This is a genomic window from Parafrankia discariae (genome assembly GCF_000373365.1).
Lineage (GTDB): Bacteria > Actinomycetota > Actinomycetes > Frankiales > Frankiaceae > Parafrankia > Parafrankia discariae.
In genome coordinates this window covers 1-24,724 of record NZ_KB891248.1, presented here as the reverse complement: position 1 = coordinate 24,724, position 24,724 = coordinate 1, and the positions used below count along the sequence as shown (strand labels likewise).

Sequence of the window (24,724 nt, the reverse complement as noted above, 5' to 3'; positions counted from 1 at the left end):
ATCGCCGACCCTTCCCGAAGCTCGCCTTCTACTACGAGACATAGTTTTCGGGATGAGGGAGCGTCTCGATACCGACTTCTCCATCACCGAGAGACACTGATCGTCGAAGCTGGTGGCCGTCGGCCCCATGCCACGCACCGGATCGGCTGTCTCGTCGGCAGGTCCTTCGCTGTGGCCCGATGTTCGCCCTTGTCGTGCCGAGTGCCGTATCTGGGATCCACGTTGCCCTGGGGTGCCGGCGACGTGCCGGCACCCCAGGGCCCTGTTCGGCTATCCGGTACCGAGCAGGCCCTTCATGGTCTCGATCTCTGTGGTCTGCGTGGACTCGATCGTCCCGGCCAGGGCCACGGCGTCGGGGAACTGCCCGTCTCGCTGTTCGGTGCGCGCCATCTCGATCGCGCCCCCGTGATGCTGGATCATCATCTCCAGGAATTTGCGGTCGAAGTCCGGCCCGGACGCCCCCTGGAGGGCGGCCATGTCGTCCGCCGACATCATTCCCATGTCGCCGGTGCCGTGGCCGCCGCCGTGGCCGCCGGTGCCGGGCATGGCGGTGGGTTCGCCCCAGGCCTCAAGCCAGCCGGTCATCGTCTCGATCTCCGGTGCCTGCGCGGCCCCGATCTGCTGGGCTAGCGTGAGCACCGCCGGGTTGGCGGCTCGCCCGGGTGCCAGCTCCGCCATCTCCACGGCCTGCTGGTGGTGCGGGATCATCATCTGGGCGAACATCACGTCCGCGGCGTTGTGGTCGCTGGCACTGGCAGCGCTGCCGCTTCCTGTGGGCGTGGACGAAGGTGTTGTCGGGGTGCCGTCGCCCCCGCACGCCGCAAGCGTGGCTGTCAGGGCCAGCGCTACGGCCGCGAGCCCAAAATGGTGTCTTCTTCGCACGAGTCGTCCTCGATGTCGGATTGCCAACGGAACTGAGACCGGAGCCGTCAAGCACGCCGACAGGTGTGCTTGAGGTCCGACGCCGTTCCGCTCACAGCCGCCACACACAGTAGACAGACAAATCGGTCACGGGCCGAGGCGGCGGCGTCCGCGGTGGGTCACCACACGTCCCGGCGAGGGAGGAAACATGAGAGGAGGTGGGTAAGGCTGCCAGGTCGTACTGTTCGCCGCTGTGAGGAACCGGTTCGGGGTCGTCACGGAACACCGCCGAACAGAGCATGCCCTGGTGGCCGTGGTCCTCACCCGCGGGCTGGTGCGGGTGGGACCAGCCCTGGTGAACATCATGACTGGAGTCCTCGACGCAGAGTGGCGAGGTGGACGCATGCACCTGCGCGGCCAGGCCGGCGTGCATCACCAGCAGTCCGAGCAAGACGGCCGACACGAGCGTGAGCCGGGCCCAGAGCGCCCCGTGTCGTGCCGGTGCCTCGCAGCGCGTCACGTCACCCTCTCCCGCTTCCTCGCCCGGATCCTACTACGCAAGCTAGTTTCTTCCGCCGTGGCAGTTCCTCCGCGAGGGCATGCGAGGCGCCGCCCGGGGAGTGGACAGCAGCCCCTTTTCCCGCTCGTAAGTATCGAAGGCGTTCCGACTGAGGGCCACGACAGGCCGTGTGTGCGGCGGTACTCCGATAGACAACTACTATGCACCGTAGTGTTGGTTCGACTCGGAGTTCGACGGCCGAGCCAGTACCGGGGAGCGGAGTCCGTCCCGCGCCGACCCCGATCACCCGAAGCGGTTCGCCTACCCCGGGCAACGTCGCCGCCTGTGCCGGGCCGGACCATGAGTTCGTGAACCGGTTCGAGCAGGTCGACATCCTGGTGTGCGGTGTCGACGTCGGCGGTCACGTCGCCGCGGCGCTAAACCGAGGCCGGCTCTGTCAACGTGTGCGGCAGCTTCTGCCGTTTGAGTAGCAGGGCGTTCACTGCGACCAGGAAGCTGGACCCGGACATGGTCAGCGCGGCGATCTCGGGTCGTAGCGTGAGCCCGACGAGGGGCTCGAAGACGCCGGCGGCGATCGGCAACGCGACCGTGTTGTAGCCGACGGCCCAGGCCAGGTTCTGGCGCATCTTGCGGACGGTGGCCCGGCCGATGAGCAGCGCGGCGGGCACGTCGAGCGGGTCGGAGCGCATGAGCACGACGTCCGCGGTCTCGATGGCGACGTCGGTGCCGGCGCCGATCGCGATGCCGAGGTCGGCCTGGGCCAGTGCTGGGGCGTCGTTGACGCCGTCGCCGACCATCGCCACCCGCCGGCCGCCCGCCTGCAACCGGGCGACCTCGGTGGCCTTGTCGCCGGGCAGGACCTCGGCGATCACCGTGTCGATGCCGAGTTCCTTCGCGATCCGCTGCGCCGTAACCGTGTTGTCGCCCGTGAGCATCACGACCTCGACGCCCGCATCGTGCAGGGCGGCGACCGCCGCCGCGGCGGTCGGCCGCGGCGTGTCGGCGAGACCGACGAGGCCGGCTATCCGCCCGTCGACCGCCACCAGCACGGCCGTGCGCCCTTCGGCCGCGAGGGCATCCAGCCGGTGGGCGGCGTCGCCGAGCGCGACACCCTCGGCCCGCATCAGCCGGCCGTTGCCGACCGCGACCCGATGCCCGTCGACAGTGGCCACCGCACCCTGCCCCGGCGCGTTGCGGAACGCCTCCGCGGGTCGTCGGGGCACGCCGCGCGCGTCGGCATGGCGGGCGACCGCCGCCGCGAGCGGATGCTCGGACTCCCGCTCGACCGCAGCGACCAGCGGCAGCAGGTCCTCCTCGGGGAAGCCGAGTGTCTCGATGCCGGTGACCTCGGGCTCGCCCTTCGTCAGGGTGCCGGTCTTGTCCAGGACGACCGCGGTGACACCGGCGGCGGTCTCCAGCGCGGTCGCGTTCTTGAACAGGATGCCCCGGCCGGCGCCCAGTCCGGTACCGACCATGATCGCTGTAGGGGTGGCCAGGCCGAGGGCGTCCGGGCAGGTGATGACGACGACGGTGATCGCGAACAGCACCGCCTCCCGCGCCGGCCGGTCGGTGGCGAGCAGCCACACCAGCAGCGTGGCGAGCCCGCCCGCGAGGGCCACCAGGACAAGCCAGAACGCGGCCCGGTCGGCGAGCCGCTGGCCGGGAGCGTGGCTGTTCTGCGCCTCCTGGACCAGGGAGACGATCTGCGCCAGGGCGGTGTCGGCGCCGACCTTCGTCGCCCGGACCCGCAGGGCACCGGTGGTGTTGATGGTGGCACCGGTCACCTCGGAACCGGGCGCCTTGTAGACGGGCAGGCTCTCGCCGGTGACCATCGACTCGTCGATGTCGGACTCGCCGTCGACGACGACGCCGTCGACCGGGATCCTGCCGCCCGGCCGGACCAGCAGCAGGTTCCCGACGATCACCTGCGCGGTCGGCACCTCGACGGGTTCGCCGTCCCGCAGCACCAGTGCCTTCTCCGGGGCCAGCTCCAGCAACGCGCGGATCGCGTCGTTGGCGCCGCCGCGGGCCCGCATCTCGAACCAGTGGCCCAGCAAGACGAAGGCGGCGAGCACGGAGGCCGCCTCGTAGAAGACCTCGCCGCCGCCGGTGAGGGTGACGACCAGGGAGTACGTCCAGCCGGTACCGATCGCGACGGCGACGAGGACCATCATGTCCAGGGTCCGCGCACGCAGCGCTCTGAACGCCCCGTCGAAGAAGATCCACGACGCCCAGAAGATCACTGGCAGGCTCAGGAGCAGCTGGAACACGTCGTCGCGCAGCCCGAGCGGGGCAGGAACGTCGAAGCTGAGCACGTCCCTGCCGATCGCCGACCACAGCAGGATCGGGACCGAGAAGATCACAGCCACCAGGAAGCGGTGGCGCATGTCCGCGACCATCGCGGCCATCGACAGGCCTTCGTGCCCGCCATGGCCCATCGCCTCGTGCCCGGAGGTGGCCGCGGTCCGGGGCCCTCCTGGTTCGTGGCCGTCATGCCGATCCGGCGGTTCGTGCAGGGCGTGCGCCTGCCGCCCCGGTTCGGCGAGGGGATCACAGATGTGCGCCGGAACGGACAGCCCGTCGCAGTGGTAGCCGCAGTCGCGAATCCAGCCCGCCAGCTGCGCCGCCGAGGTCTGTGCCGGGTCGAACCGGACCAGCGCGGTCTGTGCCACCGGGTTCGCGGCCACCTCGACCACCCCGGGGCGTCGCCCCAGCACGGCCTCCACACGCGCCTTCTCCGCCGCCCACCGCAGCCCGGAGACCTCCAGAACCACAGTCGAGATCCGACCGTCGTGCACCTGTGAAGACATGACCGGCTCCTCCCGCACACGACCACGCCGGGTCAGGCTCGCGGTCCGACCCGGGACCATACACCTACCCCCAGGGGGTATAGGTGCATGAGCGCGCGGGAGCGCACGTCCACACCAGCTTCGCCACCTACTAAGACCCGTAGTACATCTCGCACGTAAGGATGCCCCGCCCGAGTCGTTAATAGCGCGCAGGGCAGCGCAACCGGTCACCGTCGACCCTATTTCCTACTACAGGCAGTAGTGGTTTAGCGTGACCTCCGGCCACTCACGCCGGACTGCGCGCGGATCTTGCCCCGGTCGCGCGTTCCCTTCGGCATGCAGGGGCAGGAAGGGGTCCCGTCCTTCCGTACCCTCGTCCGCCATCGCGGAGGTTCGGTGAATCTGGCAACTGTCCTCGTGACCGGCCTGTTCGCGGGTGGGGTGTCCTGCGCCGCGGTGCAGGGTGGACTGCTCACCGGGCTGATCACCCGGCAGCGGGCCGCGGCGGCGGAGCCGGCGCGGCTGCCCGGCGGCACCCCCGTCCGAGGCCGCCACTCCGCCCGTGTCCAACGTGCGCGGTCCGATTCCGAGGCGCGGTCGCCGCAGATCGGGAAGGGACCGGACTGGCGCGCGCAGCTCGGCGACGACCTCGCGCCGGTCGGTGGGTTTCTGGCCGGCAAGCTGGTCTCGCACGTCGCGCTCGGGGCGTTGCTGGGAGCGGCCGGGAGCGCGGTGGAGCTCTCGGTCGACGCGCGCACCTGGCTGCAGATCAGCGCCGGCCTGATCATCCTGCTGTTTGGTCTCGCGCAGCTGGGCGTGCCCGGGTTCCGCCGCGTCGTCGTCGAACCGCCCGCGTCGTGGACGAGGATCGTCCGCCGGCGTGCCCGTTCGCAGGCAGCGCTGGCACCGGCGCTGCTCGGCCTGGCCACCGTGCTCATCCCGTGTGGCGTGACGCTGTCGGTGGAGGCGTTGGCACTCGCGTCCGGGTCCGTGCTGGCGGGGGCGGCCACGATGGGTGTGTTCGTCCTCGGCACCGGCCCGCTGTTCGCCGTTCTCGGCTACGCCGCCCGCCGGGCCGCGACCGTGTGGCGTAGCCGACTGGCGGTGGTCACCGGACTGGTCGTGCTGGCGATGGGGCTCTACACCCTCAACGGCGGCCTGCAGCTCGCCGGCTCGCCCCTGGCCGCGGGCCGGCTCGCCGAGACTCTCGGTCTCTCCCAGCCGCCGGCAGCCGACACTTCCGCCGCCTCGACCGCCGAGGGCCGCCAGACCGTGGAGATCACCGCTCGCGCCGACTCCTACAGCCCAGGCAACGTTCAGGTGCAGGCCGGTGTGCCCACCACGCTGGTCGTGCACTCGGACAACGTGCAGGGCTGCATCCGCTCGTTCGTCATCCCCGACCGTGACGTCGAGGAGATCCTGCCGGCCCAGGGGGACACGACGATCGACCTGGGCGTCCTGAAGCCCGGCCAGCTGCGCTACGCGTGCGGCATGGGCATGTACACCGGCCTCATCACCATCGCCTGACCACGTCCGCTTCGATCACACTCGGAGAACGGAGTACACCAGTGCCCGTCACCACACACACGTTCCGCGTCGAGGGGATGCACTGCGGCAGTTGCTCGCTGCTGATCGACGACGCGCTGGAGGACCTGCCAGGCGTGCGCAGCACCCAGACCGTCCTCAGGCAGGGGCGCACTACCGTCGAGCTCGACCTCAGCCAGAACGGCCCGCCGGACGTGGTCAGGGTGATCGAGGAACTCGGCTACCGGGCTTCGCCGCTGCCGTGACGGACCGGGGCAGCGGACACGTGAGCTGGCGGCACGCCACGGAGGACGACGCTCCGGGTGGACAACACGGCGCGTATCCAGCCGGGGGATGGCCTGTCGAGACGGCACCCACCACCGGCCCGTACCACTACCCGGCAGTCCCTCCCGACCACATGAGGCGCGCCGCGGACGGTGCACCGACCGCACCGCTTGTCATCCGCCGCACTGGACGCCACGCGACACGCACGGCGGGTCGGAGACGATCCGAACCTCGGATCATGGACGACACGGGGGCGGGCAGGATCCTGGCGGCGTTCAGCTCACTCGGTGCCGCTGCCACCCATGCGGCCGTCGCGCCGGGCCACTTCGGCAGCTGGCCGCTGTCAGGGTTGTTCTTCTACGCGACCGCGCTCTTCCAGGCGGGCTGGGCCCTCGCTGTGATGCGAGGCGCCGGGCGGCGGACGATGGTGGCCGGCCTGCTGGTCAACGTGGGGTCGATCCTGGTCTGGGCCATCAGCCGGACCTCCGGGCTACCCGTCGGCCCGCACGCTGGCATGCCCGAGCAGGTCGACAGAGTCGACCTGACCACGATCGCGTTCGAGGTGGCGGTCAGCCTCCTCGTGCCGTGGTGCCTGTGGTCCCGGCACGCGCGCGGCTTCCGCTCCTCGTTCAGCGCGGCCGTCGTGATCGGCGCCGCTGGCGCCGGGATCGCCGGCCTCGCGATGCCCGCGGTCGAACTCGCCGGTTCGCACAGCCACAGCCACGGGACGACGACGGACGAGTCCGTCCCGCACTCCCACAGTCCGGGTGAGGAGCATCCGGCAACCCCGAACGGCGGTGAAGGTGGAACGCCTCCCACACCGTTGCCGGTGGGTGAGACCGGCGAACCGGCACAGCCGCCCCGGCCCGCGTCGAGCCACACCCATCCCCCCGGCACCGCACCTCACGACGACTGAGCCCGAGCTCTCCGCGCTGCCACCGGCGGCGCTGGCGATTCCACTTCGCGCTGTGGCATCCCGGAGACCCGCCGTCGGCCAGCAGACAGCGGCAGACCGCCGTTCCCTCACCTCCGCCCTCTTCCCACAGATACCCCCCGGGGGTATCTTTCACATCGGGTCGCGGCGCATTGCCCCCGCCCTTGGGAGAGGAGCTCCGATGAACGAGACCACCTACACCGTCACCGGCATGACCTGCGGGCACTGCGTCGCCTCGGTCACCGAGGAGATCAGCGGGATCGCCGGCGTCACCGACGTAGCTGTGGACCTGGGTTCCGGCGCGGTCACCGTGACCAGCGAACGGCAGCTCGAACCGGCCACGGTGCGCGCCGCGGTCGAGGAGGCCGGCTACCAGCTCGCCGGCTGAGGTCGACACCCCTGCGGGACGCACCCTCCAGCGCAACCCGCGGAGAGAAGGAACGGTACGAGATGAACACGACCGCGAAGCTGTCCGCCTTCGGCACGGCGCTCGTCCTGGTCGTCGGCGGTGCCTACGGGGTCGGCACGGCAGTCGGCCCGCTGGACACGGCCACCACCAGCACGGACCACGGCTCCGACAGCGGCGGCACCGGCCACGCCAGCACCGTGCCGGACAGCACCTCGGAGCTGCCGGGCGGGTTGGCCTCAAGCCTGGGCGGCTACACCTTCACACCCACCGCGTCGACCCTGCCCGCGAAGGACACGACCGACTTCACGTTCCGGATCACCGGGCCTGGCGGGGAAGCCGTCACCGCCTTCGACGTCGAGCACGACAGGGCGATGCACCTGATCGTGGTGCGCCGCGACGGCAGCGGGTTCCAGCACCTCCATCCGGCGATGGCACCCGACGGGACCTGGTCGGCCCCCCTGCAGGTGCCCACGGGCGGCTCCTACCGGGCGTTCGCGGACTTCACCCCCACCGGCGCCGCGGCCACCGTCCTGGGCGTCGACCTGACCGCCCCGGGCCTGTTCGAGCCGGCCACCCACCAGCCGACCCGCACCGCCTCGGTGGACGGCTACCAGGTGACCCTCACCGGCGACCTGATCGGCGGGCAGGCATCGCCGCTCACCCTGACCGTCCGCAGGGACGGGCGACCGGTGACGGACCTGGAGCCCTACCTCGGCGCCTACGGGCACCTAGTGGCGCTGCGTGAGGGCGACCTGGCCTACCTGCACATACATCCCGACAGCCCGACCACGTCAGCCGGCCCGGACATCCCGTTCGTGGCCGACGTTCCCACCCAGGGCAGCTACCGGCTGTTCCTCGACTTCCAGCACGACGGAGTCGTCCGCACCGCGGCGTTCACGGCGCCCACCGGACCAGCCCTGCCGGACGCCGCCACGACACCGCCCTCGGCGAGGCACACCGACGACGGCGGCCACGGACACTGATCGCGAGAGGAGACACCGGCCGGTATGAACACCACGACAGCGACGGCTACGGCGACGGGGACGGACGCCGCGCCCGTCACCGAGATCGAGCTCGCGATCGGTGGGATGACCTGCGCGTCCTGCGCCAACCGGATCGAACGCAAGCTGAACAAGCTCGACGGCGTCACCGCCACCGTCAACTACGCCACCGAGAAAGCCCGGGTGAGCGCCCCCGGCGGCATAGACCCGACCGTCCTGGTCGCCCAGGTGGAGGCCGCCGGCTACACCGCCGAACTACCCCGGCCGCCGGCCGCGGACCTGGAACCGGCCACGGGTGTGGCCTCGGCCGAACCGGATCCGACCCGGTCGCTGCGCCACCGCCTGATCACCAGCATCGTGCTCGCCGTTCCCGTCATCGCGCTGGCGATGGCCCCAGCGCTCCAGTTCACGAACTGGCAGTGGTACTCCCTCGCCCTCGCGAGCCCCGTCGTGACCTGGGCCGCCTGGCCCTTCCACCGCGCCGCCTGGACGAACCTCCGACACGGCGCCGCCACGATGGACACGCTGATCTCCATCGGCGTCGGCGCGGCGTACGGCTGGTCGCTGTACGCGCTGCAGTTCGGCACAGCCGGAACACCCGGGATGACACACCCGTTCGAGCTGACGATCGCCCGCGGCGACGGCACCGGCAACATCTACCTGGAAGTCGCCGCCGGAGTCACCACCTTCATCCTCGCCGGCCGCTACTTCGAGGCACGCGCCAGGCGACAGGCCGGCGCCGCACTACGCGCACTGCTCGAACTCGGCGCCAAGGACGTCGCCGTCCTGCGGGGCGGCACCGAGATCCGGATCCTGATCAGCCAGCTGACCGTCGGTGAACGGTTCGTCGTCCGGCCCGGCGAACGCATCGCCACCGACGGCGTGGTCGACGAAGGCTCCTCCGCCGTCGACACCTCGATGCTGACCGGCGAGTCCGTCCCCGTCGAGGTCGCCCCCGGCGACGCCGTCACCGGAGCAACGGTCAACGCCGGCGGACGGCTGATCGTGCGCGCCACCCGCGTCGGCGCCGACACCCAACTCGCCCAGATGGCCAGACTCGTCGAAGACGCCCAGACCGGCAAAGCCGCCGCGCAGCGCCTCGCCGACCGCATCTCCGGCGTGTTCGTGCCCGTCGTCATCACCCTCGCCGCCGCCACCCTGGCCTTCTGGCTCGGCGCGGACGCCAGCCCGGACGCCGCCTTCACCGCTGCGGTCGCCGTCCTGATCATCGCCTGCCCCTGTGCCCTCGGGCTCGCCACCCCCACCGCGCTGCTGGTCGGAACGGGCCGGGGAGCACAGCTCGGCATCCTCATCAAAGGCCCCGAAGTGCTCGAATCCACCCGACGTGTCGACACGATCGTTCTCGACAAGACCGGCACCGTCACCACCGGACGCATGACCCTGGTCGAGATCCACGTCGCCGCCGGCGGCGACGAGACCGAGATGCTGCGACTCGCCGGAGCGCTGGAGAACGCCTCCGAACACCCGATCGCCGCCGCCATCGCCCACGGCGCCCGCGAACGGGTCGGCGACCTGCCCGACGCCGAGGAGTTCACCAACCTGGAAGGGCTCGGCGTCCAGGGCATCGTCGACGGGCACGCCGTCCTCGTCGGACGACCGGCACTCCTGGAGGAGTGGGCCCAGCCACTGCCACCCGACCTCGCCACCGCCAGAACCACCGCCGAGGCCGCCGGGCGCACCGCCGTCGGCGTCGCCTGGGACGGGAAGGCCCGCGCCGTCCTCGTCGTCGCGGACACCGTGAAACCCACCTCAGCACAGGCCGTCACCCAGCTCCGCCAGCTGGGACTCACCCCCGTGCTCCTCACCGGCGACAACACGACCGTCGCCCGCACGGTCGCGACCGAAGTGGGCATCGACACCAGCCCGGCCACCCTCATCGCCGAGGTCCTACCCGCCGACAAGGTCGACGTGGTCAAACGCCTGCAGGCCGAGGGCAAGATCGTCGCTATGGTCGGCGACGGCGTCAACGACGCCCCCGCCCTCGCCCAGGCCGACCTCGGCCTCGCCATGGGCACCGGCACCGACGTCGCCATCGAGGCCAGCGACCTCACCCTCGTCCGCGGCGACCTGCGGGCCGCCGCCGACGCGATCCGACTCGCCCGCCGCACCCTCGCCACCATCAAAGGCAACCTGTTCTGGGCCTTCGCCTACAACCTCGCGGCACTACCCCTCGCCGCGGCCGGTCTGCTCAACCCGATGATCGCCGGCGCGTCCATGGCTTTCAGCTCGGTGTTCGTCGTCGCCAACAGCCTGCGGCTACGCCGCTTCACCGCACAGGTCGAAGTTCCACCCACCACGACAGCACCTCTGCCCCGACCCCGCTGGGACGCCGCGAAGACATCCAGCTGAGACCACTGGACCGACTCGGCTACCTGCGCAGCTTCAACCGGCTCGTCCGCTACATCACCAGGCGAGCATGGCGTCGAGGACCGCGGTCTGGGCGGCGGACACACAGGTCGACCTGGTCGGGGCTGGAGGCAGAGGTGAAGGTGAAGAGTGTGCATTCGCGATCCTCGTTAGGGTTCGTCCGCCGCGAGGCGTGTTACGGGGAGTCGCCGCCGAGGACCTCGCGGGCCAGCTCCGTCAGCGCCCGGCGATCCTCGACGAGTGCCTGCCGCCCGGCTTCGGTCGCCCGGTAGACCCTGCGGGCGTGGCCGTCGACGACCCGGGACTCGGAGACGAGCAGGCCGTCCGCCTCCAGGCGGTGCAATGTCGGGTAGAGGGTGCCGGGGCTGATCTGGTAGCCGTGCCGGGCCAGCTCCTGGGTCATCCACGCGCCGTGGATCTCCTGCTGGGCCGCGTGGTGCAGGATGTGCAGCCGCACCGCGGCGCGCTGGAACTCCCGCACTCGGGTCACCTCCGAGGGTGGGTACGGGCAGCGGATCCGAGGTGATGGTGAAGCCGATATCGAGAAACGATCCTATCCGCGCGCCGATCACGGGGTGCGGGCCGCCGCGCGGCGCACGGCGTAGGCGGCGGCTCCGACGGCCAGCACCGCGCTCCCGGAGACGACGGAGGACAGCGGCAGGGCGAACGCGAGCACGAGGCAGCCGGCCAGCCCGAGGACAGGGATGATCCAGACCGGGCGGCCCTCGTCCGGGCGCAGGGTCCAGGCGGAGGCGTTGGCGATGGCGTAGTAGGCCAGCACCCCGAAGGAGGAGAACCCGATCACGCCGCGTACGTCCGCCGTCGCGGCGAGCAGCGCGACCACGGCGCCCACGCTCACCTCGGGGCGGTGCGGCACCCCTAACCTCGGGTGGACGGCGGCCAGTGCCCGGGGCAGGTGCCGGTCACGGGCCATCGCCAGCGTGGTACGCGAGACCCCCAGAATCAGCGCCAGCAGCGACCCGAGCGCGGCCAGCGCCGCACCGACCCGCACGACGGGCGCCAGCCAGCCGGCACCGGCCGCCCGGACGGCCTCCGACAGCGGCGCGGACGCCCCGGCCAGCCCCCGCGGGCCGAGAACGGAAAGGACTGCGAGGGCGACGGCGGCGTACACCACCAGGGTGACGGCGAGCGCGATCGGGATCGCCCGCGGGATGGTCCGCGCCGGGTCGCGGACCTCCTCGCCGAGAGTCGCGATCCGCGCGTAGCCGGCGAAGGCGAAGAACAGCAGGCCCGCCGCCTGAAGCACCCCCGTGGCGGTCACGTCGTCCCCGACGGCCAGGCGAGCGGCGTCCGACGCCGGGGAGGTGGACGCGGCGGCCACGACCGCGCCGAGCACGGCGAGGACCACGGCCACGATCACCCTGGTCAGCCAGGCGGACTTCTGCACTCCGGCGTAGTTCACCGCGGTCAGTGCCACCACCGCCCCCACCGCGACCGCGTGTGCCTGGCCGGGCCACACATACGAGCCGACCGTGAGCGCCATCGCCGCGCACGACGCGGTCTTGCCGACCACGAACGCCCATCCCGCCAGACAGCCCCAGAACTCGCCCAGGCGTTCCCGGCCGTAGACGTACGTCCCGCCCGAGGCCGGGTAGCGGGCCGCCAGCCGGGCGGAGGATGTCGCGTTGCAGTAGGCGACCACGGCCGCCAGGGCCAGGCCCAGCATCAGCCCGGAGCCGGCCGCGCCCGCGGCCGGTGCGAGCGCCGCGAAGATGCCGGCACCGATCATCGACCCCAGGCCGATCAGTACCGCGTCGGACAAGCCCAGCCGCCGCCGCAGCTCGTCCGGAACCCCGGCCCCCGCCGCCCGCCCGCCCACAGCCCGCCCCCTCCGATGGCACCAGTAACGGGACACGATATCGGTACACGATATTTACGCCTAGCGGTCACCCGCGACCGATGCCGGCCGCTCCCCGCCGAGGGACGGGTGAGCCCGACCGCGGGCAGGGTCCGTCGCGGCCTGACGGCCACGGACGTAGGCCCGGCGCGTCCAGGGCCGCGAGCGCTCTCGGAGTCGCGGCCGGAAACCTCGGTTTGCGGGTCGCGGGCGGGAGCGGGAACCTCAGGGACTGCCACGCTCAGAACACGCCCCGGCGCCGGGACACGATGCGGAGGACAGGGCATGGCCTCACTGGACAGGAAGTCTCGGACGGCAGCGCCGGCTGGCTGGCGCCGGCTGGTCGTGACGGACGCGCCGGCGGCGACGGTCCTCATCCGCGTTTATGTGGGTCTGGTCTTCCTCGTCGAAGGAATCCTGAAATTCTCGCGTCCCCACACGTTGGGTACCGGTCGGTTCGAAAAGATCGGTATTCCCGCACCCGGCTTCTTCGCTCCGCTCACCGGGGTTTTCGAGATCGTCTGCGGAACGCTGCTCCTGGCAGGGCTGCTGACCCGGCTCGCCGCCGTCCCGATGCTCGTGGACATGGTCTGCGCGCTGGTCATCACCAAGGTTCCGATCCTGTGGGGCGGGTCGGCGCTTTTCAAGGGCGAGTCCGGCTGGGGGGACTTCCTCCACGAGGCCCGACTTGACATGGCGCAGCTGTGCGGCAGCCTGTTTCTGCTGATCGTCGGCGCCGGCCTTTTCTCGCTCGACGCCTGTCTGGGTCATGCCGTCGCCGTCCCACCGGACGTGGCGGAGGCGGAGCGAGGCTGGGGTCCGATAAGCAGGCGGGCAGCGGGCGGCCCATCGAGCGTGTCGCCGGGGAGGGAGCCTGGTGGCGGCGGATTCAGGCCTGGTCGTCGACCTGGTGGAGAGCCTCCCGCCGGATAGGGTGATCAAGAACCCTTCGTCACCCCGCAGGACCCGGAATAAGGCCAGATCCACCGATAGAAAAATTTAGGCGCCTGCGACACACAGGAAACTGCAATCAGTACGCACCTGGCCGGAACAGGATCCCACCTTGTCGCCGCAATGATTCTTTAATGTGTGCTGTAGCCCTGACCAATCCACCCTTCGCGCGCCACCACCCCAGCGATCCCGCCACCACCCTCCGACGCACGGAAGCGTCCACTTCTCGTATACCCGGCCGCCGAACATTATCCCGAACTCGTCACCTCGGACCCCACAGCCACGATCACACAAGCCACCCCGATCATGACCGCCACCATCACCACGACGCTCACCGCCACCCCCATACCGGCACTGTTCACCACTCACCCGTGCCAGAACCCGCCCACACAAGCCCCGCCCGCCGGCTGAAAACACGTATGGCGCACCTTCTCCGGCCCCATTCCCACGGCGCCGTCGACCGGCTCGACTCCGAGATGGAAGCCTCCGCGGAAGGAATGCGCACACTCTGGATCTCACTCGTTGTCCTTGACCCGGCAGCCCTCTTCCAGATCGTCGTCGTAGTCGCCTCAGGATCAGTCGCCCTGCTCGGCGACACCGTCCACAACGTGGCCGACACCCTGACCGCCGTGCCCCTGGCCATCGCCTTCTTCCTCGGCCGCCGCGCCGCCACCCGCCGCTTCACCTATGGATACGGCCGCGTCGAAGACCTCGCCGGCATCACCATCATCCTCGTGATCGCCGCGGCAGCGACCCTGACTGGCCTACGAAGCGATCGACCGGCTAATCCACCCACGCGACGTCACACACCTACCCATCGTCGCGATCGCGGGCGTCGTCGGCTTCATCGGCAACGAATCCCGTCATCGGCCTCGTGGTCACAGCGGCGATCCTCGCCGTCCTGCGTGACGCGATCCGCGAGATCTACCTGCACCCCATGGAAGCCGTCGACCCGAACCTCATCGACGCGGCTGAAGCCGCGGCCTTGACCAGCGGAGTATGTGAGGTCGGAGCGGTACGGCTGCGATGGATCGGCCACCAACTACGCGCCGGAGCAGACATCGTCGTCCCCGCCGACCTCACCATCGCCGTCAACGCCGAGCACACACTCATCCACGCGGTCCCACGGCTCACCGCCGCCACCGTCCACACCCCGAACCTCTCGGCCGACGCGCACCAGGCACTGGCCACCACTCCAGCTAGTGGTCGCGACCGTTAGTTCGTCGGGGGTGGCGGGTTGAGCCAGTCGGTGGCGTCGCCGAGGTAGAGGCCGCAGGCGCAGTCGAGGGCTTCTTGCGGGGTGCCGGCGGGGTGGCCGCTGGGCAGGACTGATTTCTCGTAGTCGTCGTGGCTGGCGCGGTAGATGGCGAAGCCCCAGGTGGTGGCGGATTCGGCGTAGCGCAGCCTCATCAGGGGCAGTGTGTTGCCCCCGGGGAGCTGGCCGGCGACATAGGCGAACTCGCCATGCCAGCGGATGGTGAGGCCGGCGAGCTGGGGCCACCGCTCGGCTGCCCTGGCGACAAGGCGCTGGCGCAGCGAGGTCTTGGTCGACTCCGGTGGCTTGGCCATAGGGTCATCGTGCCTGACAGGCCCGGCTGGATCATGGAGCGCGTGCCGTCCCTATATGTCATCTGTCCTGGCGACGCGCAGCGCGCTGAGTTGGAGTCCTTGTCGCGCCGGGCCACGGCTCCGTTCCGGCTGGTGGTGCGGGCGCGGATCGTGCTTCTGGCCGCGGACGGGTCAGCGAACTGCAGGATCGCGCAGCGGCTGGGTATCTGCGAGGACACCGTCCGCAAGTGGCGGCGCCGGTACTGCGAACAGGGCATAGACGGCCTGGCCGACGCGCCGCGTCCCGGCCGGCCGCGGGTGTTCCCCGCCCGTGTGGTGGCCGGGGTCAAGGCCCTGGCGTGCGAGCTACCTGCCGCGAGCGGGGCGCCGCTGGCCCGCTGGACCTGTCCCGAACTGGCTCGCCAGACGGCAGCCAGCGGCATCATCCCCGCGCCGTCGGCGTCTACCGTGCGGCGCTGGCTCGCCGATGACGTCCTGAAACCCTGGCAGCACCGGTCGTGGATCTTCCCCCGCGACCCGCGGTTCGCCGTGAAGGCCGGGCGCGTGCTGGATCTCTACCAGCGGGAATGGGAAGGACAGCCACTCGGCCCGGACGAGTACGTCCTCAGCGCCGACGAGAAACCCGGCGTTCAGGCCCGGATGCGCCCGCACCTGCCGCTCCCGCCTGGCCCCGGCCGGGCGATGCGGGTCGAGAGCGAATACCACCGGCACGGCACCCTGGCCTACCTGGCCGCCTACGACGTCCACCATGCGAGGGTGATGGGCCGGTGCGAGCCGTCCACCGGGATAAAGCCGTTCACCGCGCTCGTGGACCAGGTCATGAGCACTGAGCCGTACGCCTCAGCCAGGCGCGTTTTCTGGGTGGTGGACAACGGAGCCTCGCACCGCAACTGGGCCGCCGCCGACCGTCTGAGCAGCGCCTACCCCAACACGCAGATGGTTCACCTGCCTGTCCACGCCTCCTGGCTGAACCAGGTCGAGATCTACTTCTCCGTCATCCAGCGCAAGCTCCTCACCCCCGACGACTTCGAGGGCCTGGACGAGCTCGCCACCCAGATCCTCGCCTTCGAGAAGCACTACAACGCTGCCGCCAGACCCTTCGACTGGAAGTTCACCCGCACCGACCTCAACCAGCTGCTGGCCCGCATCAGGAACCACGACCGGCATGCGCCATGTCCGCAGGCCGTATGAACCCCGACGAACTAACGGTCGCGACCACTAGCCTCACCCGTGGACTGCAATCAACCAACTACATAATGTAGTGATGGTCTTCCGCGCCGTCCGCCGGCGAAGCCCGGCGACGACAGTGGCTGCGATGTTCTCGACCGCCTGCACGGTGGCAAACAGCCCGAACGCCGACCCGCGAATCTTCTCGGGAACGAACGCGACGACCACGGCATGCTTCTGCGGTTGCCGCGTGCCCGATTCCGGCCAGCGTGAACACGGCACCGAGTAGCCAGACCTGCGACCCGGACACCGCGAGCAGCAGGTACGAGATCAGAAATGCCGTCACGGCGGCGACGGAGACCAGCAGCGCCCCACAGCGACCAAGCTGATCGGAGATCCCCCTGGCGGTGAGAGACGCGACCGTGGCAGCCATGGCCCCATCCGGGTAGCTGTCGCGACGAACCATCGCCACAGCTACACTGCGTAGTCGACACCTACAGAGACGTTCAGGGAGTCGAACCAAACGATCAATGCCCTGACCTGGATATCCTCTACTCGATCAACGATCTAATCTCATAGAGTTTATCTATTTACCCAGGTCAGGGCATCGTTACTCATCGTGGTGGGGCTGGGGGGATTCGAACCGCCACCACACCACCGACCTGCACCGTTGCAAAACATCAGCAGCGGAAGGCAACCCATACGGTGCCGGACGATCTATCCGGCACCGTATTTACCCAGGTCAGACATACAATCACTGTGCGTGGTCGACCGGATTGACCACAATGCGAACCGCTACCCGATTGTCCCCGGCCCTGTGATATCCATCACAGACCATGGTTGCGGGCCGTCTACCAGCGGAAACACCACCACACCGGCACCCCGCCGACGCCGCACAGCCCCCACCGGCCGACGGCCCACCACATCCGGATGACGCCCGATGGTCGGGGACGGCACCCGCCGNCCCCGACCATCCACATCCACCCCCGATGGCCGCCCGGACGACTGTCCAGCCCGTCCACTCGGCAGACCACCCAGCTGAACCGGGCCAGGGCCACAAGCTGCCCCACATCAAGATTCACCACCTCCACAGGCGTGGGGAGACCCCCTGGCACCCGGTACCGGTTGCCGTCGCGGGCCCAGATCACCCCCACCGGCGCGTCGGGATGATGCCGACAGGCGGGACGACGGCAGGTCTGGTACACGCCTCACGGGCCACCTCGGAAGATCCCCGCGCGTGTGGGGACGACGATCAGGCGCTGTTTGAGACCCTCGTGGGACGCGGAAGATCCCCGCGCGTGCGGGAATCTTCCGGGCACCAGCTCGGGGCCGGCGGTGCCCGCCAGGTCGTCCCCGCACGCGCGGGGATCTTCCCTAGATCCACAACCAGGATTGCCGGGGCCGGGAGGGACTTGCAGGGCGGGCATCCGGGATCGACGCTGCGGGGATGGTCGAGCAGCCTGGCATGCGTCTACGGCACGAACCGGGGCCGTGGGCGGGGTGCGAGGCGGGGCTTGCTGGCCGGTCAGTGGTGCGGACCGAACGTCGGCAGCCGAACCGGACGTGCTCGTGCGGTGTGCCGCTGACGGGGACACCGATCCCTGGCGCCCCCGTCAGGCAACAATCTGTCCGATCATTTCCAATCGAGCAAAACAACCGAAGGCGACAACGCAGCGATCTTTTTTGGTGAGCGGCCGTCGAGGGTGGTCTGGAATAGGTCCACCTGCTCGCCCTGTTCCGACACGAAGGCGATTCTGGAACGATCTGGGGACACCACGGCAGTCCCGTTGTGGCGACCGGTCTGCGGGGTGAGGTAGTCGACGGAATCGACTGCGTGGTAGTCCGCGGAGAGCGTGAGCGTGTAGAGCCGGTCGCGATCACTGCCGGCGCAGATCAGCCGATGGTCGTCGATCCAGGACTGCGGGCTACAGACCTCCGATTCGTCCGCCCCCGGCAGACTGGTGTCACCGGCCAGGCCCTCCCCCGCGAGCACCGGAGCGTCGATGGTCCGCTCGCCCGGCCGGAGAAGGTAGGTCACGCCACGCTCCCGCTGCGCGGCATAGGTGTCGGACGGGTTGATCGCGGTCGCGGATCCCTCCAGCACGTCGGTCCACCAGGCCGATCCCCTGGGACCGAGCACGAACGACGCCTGCTCGGCATCCCCGTGGTCGACGGATTCCGTGGAGCCTGTCGGGCGCGAGACGAGCCGCCCCCGCTCACCCCAGTCCTGGCTGTCCGTCGCGTCGATGTACCACAGGTCGTCGTTGGCGGGATTGAACACCGGGTCCAGATGGTGCGGCGCGGCGGCGAACTCACCAGCGGGCGCGCCGGTTTCAAGCTCGCCGGAGATCAGATCGAGGGTGGCGGCACGGAATGCCATGGTCTTAAGGTCGGTCACCCTGATGGCGGCTCTGGTGAAGTCGGACGAGAAGACCTCGCTCAGGGTCGTGGGCGAACCCTGGCTGTCACAGCGGAACCTCAGCTCGGCCCGGCTCGGAAGTGTGAAGGTCTGACGTCCCAGCTCTTTCCCATTGCTGGCCGACAGCGCGCGGAGGGTGAAACCGCCCTGCTGGTCACACTCAAGCAGAATCAAGGTGTCGCCGGACCGCTCGCCGGACACCGGCCAGGCTGCCGGTGCAGGGGAGTTCTCCACGAGACGGTCGATCGCCCCGGCCGGTGCCTCTTCGCCCGACTCGTCCGAGTCACAACCCGAGGCGAGGACGGTGAGCCCCAGCAGAGCAGCTGCAGCCATCACGCGACGACTTGTCGGCCTCGGCCGCCGCCCCGGCGACAACGCTGGCCGGCTGCTCGGCAGCGGCTGCGCGCCCTGCGCGGAACCGGAACCGATCGTCAGCCTGAACAGCACGACAAGACCTCCGTGGGAAAGCGCCGACTAACGTTCGAGGCGTGGTTGGCCGTTGTCGGTGCGGCGACCGCCCGGACAGTCCCGAGGACCGCCACCCATCTTCTGATCATCTACGCGCCACCTGACCCACGCTCTCTCTGATAGCGTTCGCGTCGCTTTAGAGGACCACGCAACTTTAGCGGAGTGCCTCCCTACATAACAACAAATAAAATGTCAACAGACAGAAGTAGATTGGCGCCGGGGCGCTGTTGCGTTGTGAGGAAGCGGGGCATGCCAGCGACCTCGGTGAGCACTAGTCAGGTGGCGGCGGCAAGTTCGATGAACGCGGCGGCCAGCCGTAGCTGCGGTTCGGTGTCGATCCCGAGTTCGTAGTGGCCCCAGCGGATGTTGTGGACGCGCGTGGCCGGCGCTAATCATCTGGACGGATCGCAGCCGTTTCAGCCCGAGCATCGGCCGGAGCCGTGCTTTCAACCGGCCATGGTTGGCTTCGATCCGGTTATTCTCCCGGGTGGCATCGACGTGACAGGCTTCGGGAAGCAGCTCATCGTTTAGCATTGCTTCGACCAGTCGCGGGGCACGGCGCCCTTGAATCGGCTGGGGCCGAGCGGTCCGGTGGAGTCCGGGGTCGAGCCGACCTGACCCCACGCTCCGCCGAAGCCGAACCAGGGTTGGGTCCGGGCGTTCAGGAGGTGGCCGGCGGTCGACCAGGCGTCACCGCGGCCGATCGTATCGCTGGCCAGGCCGTCGGCCAGGGCGGTGGGGCTGAAGCGACTTGGATAGGTCGCATGCGTGCCAAGGGCGCTGTAGGCGAGCGGCCGGCCGTCGTGCTTCCCGGCCTGTCCCCATGGGACCACGCAGGATTCGGTGTGCTGGAAATAGGCGACCGCCGTCGCCCTGTCGTTCTTATCCAGACGGACAGTGATGCGCTCCCAGTCGCCCTGGTGGTCGAAGAAGTTCGTCGGGCCAGGAGCGTCATTGAAGTTGTAGAAAAACCAGTATGTTACATACTGATGCGGATGGTATTCGAAGTACGCGGGTGCAGTACGGCTCTGGCCGCCTGTGTATCGGTCGGGAGACTGGAGGAAGAAACCCTCCCGCTCGGGTACACCGGGTTTCGCGTCGCGGGGCCTGGTGTGGTCGTTGGAACGCCACTGACGCCCGTGGTCGATGCAGACTGAGCTGGCGATCCGGTGCTGGTACCCTCCGCCGCCCAGTTTCGCCGGATCGACGGCACCCACGTCGGCGACTGTGTCGTCGGGGCAGTTTCCGTCGCGCGACCAGGCGAGCGAGGAGTTCGCCACGTAGTTGCCGGCGTCGGCGGGCAGATACCGCTCGCCGGGTGCCAGGTAGATGTACGGCGCGTATCTCTGCACCGCGGCGGGCACGCCTGGCGCCGCCGCGGCGGCACGCGGAGCAATCCCGACCGAGAGCACGGCAAGCACCACCGCCGGTAGAACCCGTCGTTGCCCTGGTGTCCATCTCCGACGTCGCGCGAGGAGGATTCTGTCCACGCCGTCGCCTCGTCGCACCCATGCGCGCCGCCCGGCAGTCAGCCGCCGAGTGTTCGTCGGTTCAGTCACAGAAGGTCCCCGTGCGGTCGACCTTCTCGTCGAGCAGCCAGCCGAAGCCGCCGGCGCCGCCGTTGATCTGGGAGATGTAGCCGTACATCCACACGCCGTCGTTGCTACGCACGTTTACCCGCGCGCCGGGCGCCACATCGCCGATGACGTCGCCGGCGCGGGTGACACGGGCCCGGGCGTTGTCGGTCACTGTGTACTGGGGGTAGCACTGCGCCGTGGAACCGTCCGAGGACGCGGGCGGGGGCGCCGCAGCGGCCGGGGCAGCGGGAGGCGGGGAGCTGGCGGGGGCCGGGGCTGCCGGCGCGCCACCGGTTGCCGACGGTTGCTGGGTGACCGGGTTCGAGGCCGCCTCGTGTCGTCGGGAGGCGGCGGGTCGGGAGGCGGGCGTCGACGGCTGCGACGTCGGCGTGGAGTCTGATCCGCTGCCGGTGGCCTGCGGGAAGTCCGCCGGTGCGCATGGGTTGCCGATCTCCCGGGCGAGAATCCAGCCCCAGGTGTTCGCCCGAGACGCCCAGCCAAAGATCCAAGGGCCGTGGTTGCCGCAGTGGTGGCTCCACTCGAAGACATCACCGCCGTTGGCGGCACGCAGGTTGCCGATCACATAGCCGTTCGGTCCGCTGCGGACGGTGGCGTTCGCCGTGACGTGACGGGAGCCGGCGGTCGCTCGGGCCGAGGGTCGGAAGTTCACAGTGCTCCAGCCTGAGCCGGTGGCGTGGCCGGACAGGAGCCGCGAGGGCGGGTCGACCAGGCAGGACCGTTCGACGAAGCCCCAGTACGGGGTGTCCGAGCGACGACTCGCGATGAGCGCCCAGCGGTCGTTGACGTTGTAACGCCATCCGACCGTGGCCGGGACGGTGCCGTGTCCGGACGGGGCGGGCACCGTTGCCTGTTCGACCCAGCCGCGGGTGCCGGAGGAGCGCTCCCCGGAGCTGTCGAGGTTCCAGTAGACGTTGCAGGAGTCCTTCGCCAGCCGCACGCCGATCGTGAAGTTCTGATGGTCGCCGGTCTCCTCTCCGCTCGCGGGTGCTGCGTCACGGTCGGCGACCGCCGCGGCGGCGTAGCCCGCACGCGGCGACCCGGCCGCCATCACGGCCGAGACCCCTATCGCAGCCGAGGACACTGTGGCGTCCGACCGCGCCTGGCGGTGGAGGGCGGGGGCCGTCACCTCCGCCAGTACGGCGACCGCGCCGAGCGCGCACAGCATCGCGACGGCCGGAACGGCCATCTGCGACCTTCGAAGTATTCGTGGACATCCCATCAGCGTTCTCCCTGATAGCGTGCATGTCATCTTCGATGGCATGGCGAGGCTAGCAGCGGCGACCCTTCTCATAACATCAACGTCAGGAAAAAGGTCAGTTGGGAGTCCGGTGAGCAGTGGGCGGCGGTACTACGGCATCGCGGAGATCGCGGGCTCCCTCGGCGTGGATCGCCAGCTCGTCACCGTCTGGCGGCGGCGGCTGAGCCGGGGGATGCCGCCGCCGGATGATGAGCTGGCCGCCGGCCCGCTGTGGAGGGCGGCGTCGATCGAGCCCTGGATCGAGCACGTCCGCGCGGAGTTGGCCCGGTCACGCTCGGACGCCGGTCCGCCGCCGCCCACACTGATCCGGCAGGCGGCTCGCCGGCTGCTTCGCCTGACCGCCGTCCTACTCGAGGATGCACCCGATGCCAGCCAGCTCGAGCGCGCCCTGCGGGCGTTCGGTCAGATCGGCGACCCGCTGGGCGGGCACTCCGGCGAGGGCGATCCGCTCCGCCGCCTGTGTGGTGAGCTTGCGACCCTCGCCGACAGGACTCGCGCGGCGGCCCTGAGCATCAAGGCGGGGCGCCCGGCTGGGGTTGAGGAGTCGCCGGCCGTGCTGGCCGCGCTGCGCGCCGAATGTATACGGCTGCTCCCCGGCCTCGCGAAGGCGCTCGGGTCGGCGTCCGTCGACAGGTAGTCCACCGGCCCGGCCCCAGGCGAACGCGGGCGGCCGACCTTCCGAGCGCCCCGGGTAACCTGTCCGACACGTCAGGTCTCAAGGCGCGGACGGGGGCCCGGATACCGATGGGGCGGCAGTTGGCGGCCGGCGACCAGTTCGCCGAGTTCCACATCGAACGGGTTCTCGGTCGGGGCTCCTTCGGTACGGTCTACCGCGCGGCCGAGCGGCAGCTAGACAGCGAACGCACGATCGCCCTGAAGGTCATCGACCCGGCGGACAGTGTCGCCGACGATCGCGCGCTACGGCGGGACAGGTTCCTGCGCGAGGTGCGGGCGCTGGGCGCGGGCCACCACCCGCACATCGTTCCCGTGTACCGGGCCGGTGAGCTGGATGGTCTGCTCTACCTGGCCATGCCCCTGCTGCCGGGCGATCTGGACAACGAGATCGAGCGCCGCGGCACGTTCAGCCCGACGATCGCCGGGCAGGTCGTGGGGCAGATCGCCACCGCGTTGCACACCGCGCACGTACACGGCATCGTCCATCGTGACGTGAAACCGGCCAACGTCCTGTTCTTCACGGACATCAATGACCAGCCGCACGCCTATCTCGCCGATTTCGGCTTGGCCGCACTCGCCGACGGCGACCGTCTGACCAGGGACGGCGCATTGCTGGGAACCGTCCAGTACATGGCCCCGGAGCAGTTGCGCGGCGAACCGGCCACTACGGCCAGCGACATCTACGCCGCCGGCCTAATCCTCCACGAAATGCTGGTCGGCCGCCCTCAGTGCCCGACAGGGACCTGCCCGGGCACGACCTCCACCGACCCACTCACGGCCGGCCTGCACATCATCGCTCTGCACGCCTGCGCCGCCGACCCCGCGGACCGCCATCCCAGCGCGCGGACACTCAGCCGAGACCTGGCCGCCGCGCTCGGCACCACCCCCCTGCCGGACGGTCCGGGCCCGACCACGCCCGGGGGACGGGAGAGAACGACCACCGCTCCCAGCTCATCCGGCATCTCGTTTGACCCTACCGGCAGCGACCACAGGCTCGACCCGGCACCGAGCCTCGACTACCCGGCCGCCGCCTCAGCGAACACGTCGCCAGTCCCGCCACGGACGGACAACCTGGACGGATCCGATGTCCTGCTGCGGGCCGACGACTCGGACGGATCCACCACGCGGAGCCAGTTCACGGCCGACCCGCCCCCACCACCGGCCTCTGGGCGACCGGCGAGGCACGTCGTCCTCGCCGCGTCTGTGGCGGTGGTCGTGGTGCTCGCGTTGGCCGGGCTGCTGGCGGCGAGACCGAGCTGGTCACCGTACCGGTTGTCCTCACAGGCAGAGGGTCGGGCAGCTCGCTCACTGCCCGCCGGCCCTGCCTCGGTGACGCCCTCGCCTGGCCGCCTCACCATCGGCGCAGACGACGGCCCTCCGCTGGACGCACCGGCCCGCCAGGAGCGACGCGCCCAGGCATCGTCACCCACGCCGTCCGCGGGCCCGGCCATCGAATCGTCTGATCCGGCCCCCGGTCCCTCTCCGCGGCCAGCTCCAGAGGCCAGCGCCGAGCCGCCGTCCCACCCGCCGATGGGCGCCGCCCCCACGCCGACCTTGACGTCTGGCAGCTCGACCACGCGGCTCGTCGTCTGCGGCGAGACGGCTACCGTGCGCGATTCCTACCTGGCGGGGTCACAGCCTGTCGGGCCGGCCCTCGTCCGAGGAGATGCGTTTGACTCCGACGGCCTGACCGGAGGCAACGGCTGGGTGCACGGGACCGCCCCCGCCAAGGGCCTGACCGGCTGGGTACTACGCAAATACGTGAAGACCGTCTGCCTCAGTGGTTGAGCACCGCCCGGCTGCCCCGTACTTGGTCGGGTCGCCCGGGGGGATCGCACCCCCGGGCTCCCACAGAACGGAGCGTGAACCTCTCGGTTCACTCCGCTCTTCTCACCGTGATCCGGTCGGCATGGATGGCCATGGTGTGGTCGCTGCTCTACGCCCTGACACGCAACGCTCTCGGGCTGATGCTGCTCCGTTCCGCGGGGACACCACGCAGGACGTGGAGCTCCTCGTCCTGCGGCACCAGGTGGCGGTGCTACGACGACAG

19 protein-coding genes and 3 pseudogenes are annotated in these 24,724 nt (G+C 70.0%); 12 read left to right on the top strand and 10 right to left on the bottom strand.

The window, feature by feature from the left end; all coding sequences use genetic code 11:
• Positions 1 to 270: 270 nt before the first annotated feature.
• Both B056_RS0126850 and B056_RS0126845 read right to left on the bottom strand, forming a co-directional pair.
• Positions 271 to 882 (bottom strand): DUF305 domain-containing protein, encoded by a 612-nt coding sequence (locus B056_RS0126850; RefSeq protein ID WP_026240190.1) that lies wholly within the window; start codon positions 880 to 882, stop codon positions 271 to 273.
• A 915-nt stretch (positions 883 to 1,797) separates the two neighbouring features.
• The gene (locus B056_RS0126845; RefSeq protein WP_035752938.1) at positions 1,798 to 4,191 is read right to left on the bottom strand and encodes a heavy metal translocating P-type ATPase; all 2,394 of its coding nucleotides are present in this window, start codon (positions 4,189 to 4,191) and stop codon (positions 1,798 to 1,800) included.
• Between the two features lie 375 nt (positions 4,192 to 4,566).
• Here B056_RS0126845 and B056_RS0126840 point away from each other — a divergent pair, with 375 nt between their 5' ends.
• From B056_RS0126840 to B056_RS0126815, 6 genes are all read left to right on the top strand, one after another.
• Positions 4,567 to 5,697, top strand: a complete 1,131-nt coding sequence (locus tag B056_RS0126840) for an urease accessory protein UreH domain-containing protein (RefSeq protein ID WP_026240189.1) — start codon at positions 4,567 to 4,569, stop codon at positions 5,695 to 5,697.
• A 41-nt stretch (positions 5,698 to 5,738) separates the two neighbouring features.
• On the top strand, positions 5,739 to 5,960 hold the full coding sequence (locus tag B056_RS0126835) for a heavy-metal-associated domain-containing protein (protein WP_018504941.1): 222 nt from the start codon (positions 5,739 to 5,741) through the stop codon (positions 5,958 to 5,960).
• A gap of 257 nt (positions 5,961 to 6,217) precedes the next feature.
• Positions 6,218 to 6,895 (top strand): hypothetical protein, encoded by a 678-nt coding sequence (locus B056_RS0126830; protein ID WP_018504940.1) that lies wholly within the window; start codon positions 6,218 to 6,220, stop codon positions 6,893 to 6,895.
• A gap of 199 nt (positions 6,896 to 7,094) precedes the next feature.
• Positions 7,095 to 7,301: a heavy-metal-associated domain-containing protein gene (locus B056_RS0126825; RefSeq protein ID WP_018504939.1), complete on the top strand. Its 207-nt coding sequence runs from the start codon at positions 7,095 to 7,097 to the stop codon at positions 7,299 to 7,301.
• Between the two features lie 62 nt (positions 7,302 to 7,363).
• Positions 7,364 to 8,305, top strand: coding sequence for a hypothetical protein (locus B056_RS0126820; protein WP_018504938.1), 942 nt, complete (start codon positions 7,364 to 7,366; stop codon positions 8,303 to 8,305).
• 24 nt (positions 8,306 to 8,329) lie between these two features.
• Positions 8,330 to 10,693 carry a heavy metal translocating P-type ATPase gene (locus B056_RS0126815; protein ID WP_018504937.1) on the top strand — a complete coding sequence of 788 codons (2,364 nt, stop codon included), beginning with the start codon at positions 8,330 to 8,332 and terminating at the stop codon, positions 10,691 to 10,693.
• A gap of 193 nt (positions 10,694 to 10,886) precedes the next feature.
• Here B056_RS0126815 and B056_RS0126810 read toward each other — a convergent pair whose 3' ends face one another.
• Positions 10,887 to 11,192, bottom strand: coding sequence for a PadR family transcriptional regulator (locus tag B056_RS0126810; RefSeq protein ID WP_018504936.1), 306 nt, complete (start codon positions 11,190 to 11,192; stop codon positions 10,887 to 10,889).
• 87 nt (positions 11,193 to 11,279) lie between these two features.
• Positions 11,280 to 12,551, bottom strand: a complete 1,272-nt coding sequence (locus B056_RS0126805) for an APC family permease (RefSeq protein ID WP_018504935.1) — start codon at positions 12,549 to 12,551, stop codon at positions 11,280 to 11,282.
• A 363-nt stretch (positions 12,552 to 12,914) separates the two neighbouring features.
• On the opposite strand from B056_RS0126805, the gene B056_RS0126800 reads away from it, so the two are divergent.
• Positions 12,915 to 13,502 carry a DoxX family protein gene (locus B056_RS0126800; protein ID WP_018504934.1) on the top strand — a complete coding sequence of 196 codons (588 nt, stop codon included), beginning with the start codon at positions 12,915 to 12,917 and terminating at the stop codon, positions 13,500 to 13,502.
• 437 nt (positions 13,503 to 13,939) lie between these two features.
• Positions 13,940 to 14,739 (top strand): annotated as a pseudogene (locus tag B056_RS46215) (cation diffusion facilitator family transporter).
• Here B056_RS46215 and B056_RS0126785 read toward each other — a convergent pair.
• Positions 14,736 to 15,089, bottom strand: a complete 354-nt coding sequence (locus tag B056_RS0126785) for a hypothetical protein (protein WP_018504931.1) — start codon at positions 15,087 to 15,089, stop codon at positions 14,736 to 14,738. The pseudogene B056_RS46215 and the gene B056_RS0126785 overlap by 4 nt on opposite strands.
• A 9-nt stretch (positions 15,090 to 15,098) precedes the next feature.
• Here B056_RS0126785 and B056_RS0126780 point away from each other — a divergent pair, with 9 nt between their 5' ends.
• Positions 15,099 to 16,280 carry an IS630 family transposase gene (locus B056_RS0126780; protein WP_230203207.1) on the top strand — a complete coding sequence of 394 codons (1,182 nt, stop codon included), beginning with the start codon at positions 15,099 to 15,101 and terminating at the stop codon, positions 16,278 to 16,280.
• A 33-nt stretch (positions 16,281 to 16,313) separates the two neighbouring features.
• On the opposite strand, the gene B056_RS43120 is transcribed toward B056_RS0126780, so the two are convergent.
• From B056_RS43120 to B056_RS0126765, 5 genes and pseudogenes are all read right to left on the bottom strand, one after another.
• Positions 16,314 to 16,484: a hypothetical protein gene (locus tag B056_RS43120; protein WP_154677257.1), complete on the bottom strand. Its 171-nt coding sequence runs from the start codon at positions 16,482 to 16,484 to the stop codon at positions 16,314 to 16,316.
• Positions 16,485 to 17,889: 1,405 nt separating this feature from the next.
• On the bottom strand, positions 17,890 to 19,122 hold the full coding sequence (locus B056_RS0126775) for a TolB-like translocation protein (RefSeq protein WP_154677256.1): 1,233 nt from the start codon (positions 19,120 to 19,122) through the stop codon (positions 17,890 to 17,892).
• Positions 19,123 to 19,418: 296 nt separating this feature from the next.
• Positions 19,419 to 19,671: pseudogene (locus tag B056_RS41070) on the bottom strand (DDE-type integrase/transposase/recombinase); the annotation flags it as partial.
• A complete protein-coding gene (locus tag B056_RS0126770; RefSeq protein ID WP_018504928.1) occupies positions 19,671 to 20,567 on the bottom strand; it encodes a hypothetical protein in 897 nt (298 codons plus the stop codon). The gene B056_RS0126770 and the pseudogene B056_RS41070, both read right to left, overlap by 1 nt.
• Before the next feature lie 127 nt (positions 20,568 to 20,694).
• Positions 20,695 to 21,927, bottom strand: coding sequence for a hypothetical protein (locus B056_RS0126765; RefSeq protein WP_026240188.1), 1,233 nt, complete (start codon positions 21,925 to 21,927; stop codon positions 20,695 to 20,697).
• Positions 21,928 to 22,069: 142 nt separating this feature from the next.
• Here B056_RS0126765 and B056_RS0126760 point away from each other — a divergent pair, with 142 nt between their 5' ends.
• From B056_RS0126760 to B056_RS44850, 3 genes and pseudogenes are all read left to right on the top strand, one after another.
• Positions 22,070 to 22,636, top strand: a complete 567-nt coding sequence (locus B056_RS0126760) for a hypothetical protein (RefSeq protein ID WP_018504927.1) — start codon at positions 22,070 to 22,072, stop codon at positions 22,634 to 22,636.
• Between the two features lie 107 nt (positions 22,637 to 22,743).
• The gene (locus B056_RS39730; RefSeq protein ID WP_018504926.1) at positions 22,744 to 24,462 is read left to right on the top strand and encodes a serine/threonine protein kinase; all 1,719 of its coding nucleotides are present in this window, start codon (positions 22,744 to 22,746) and stop codon (positions 24,460 to 24,462) included.
• 125 nt (positions 24,463 to 24,587) lie between these two features.
• Positions 24,588 to 24,724: pseudogene (locus B056_RS44850) on the top strand (helix-turn-helix domain-containing protein); the annotation flags it as partial.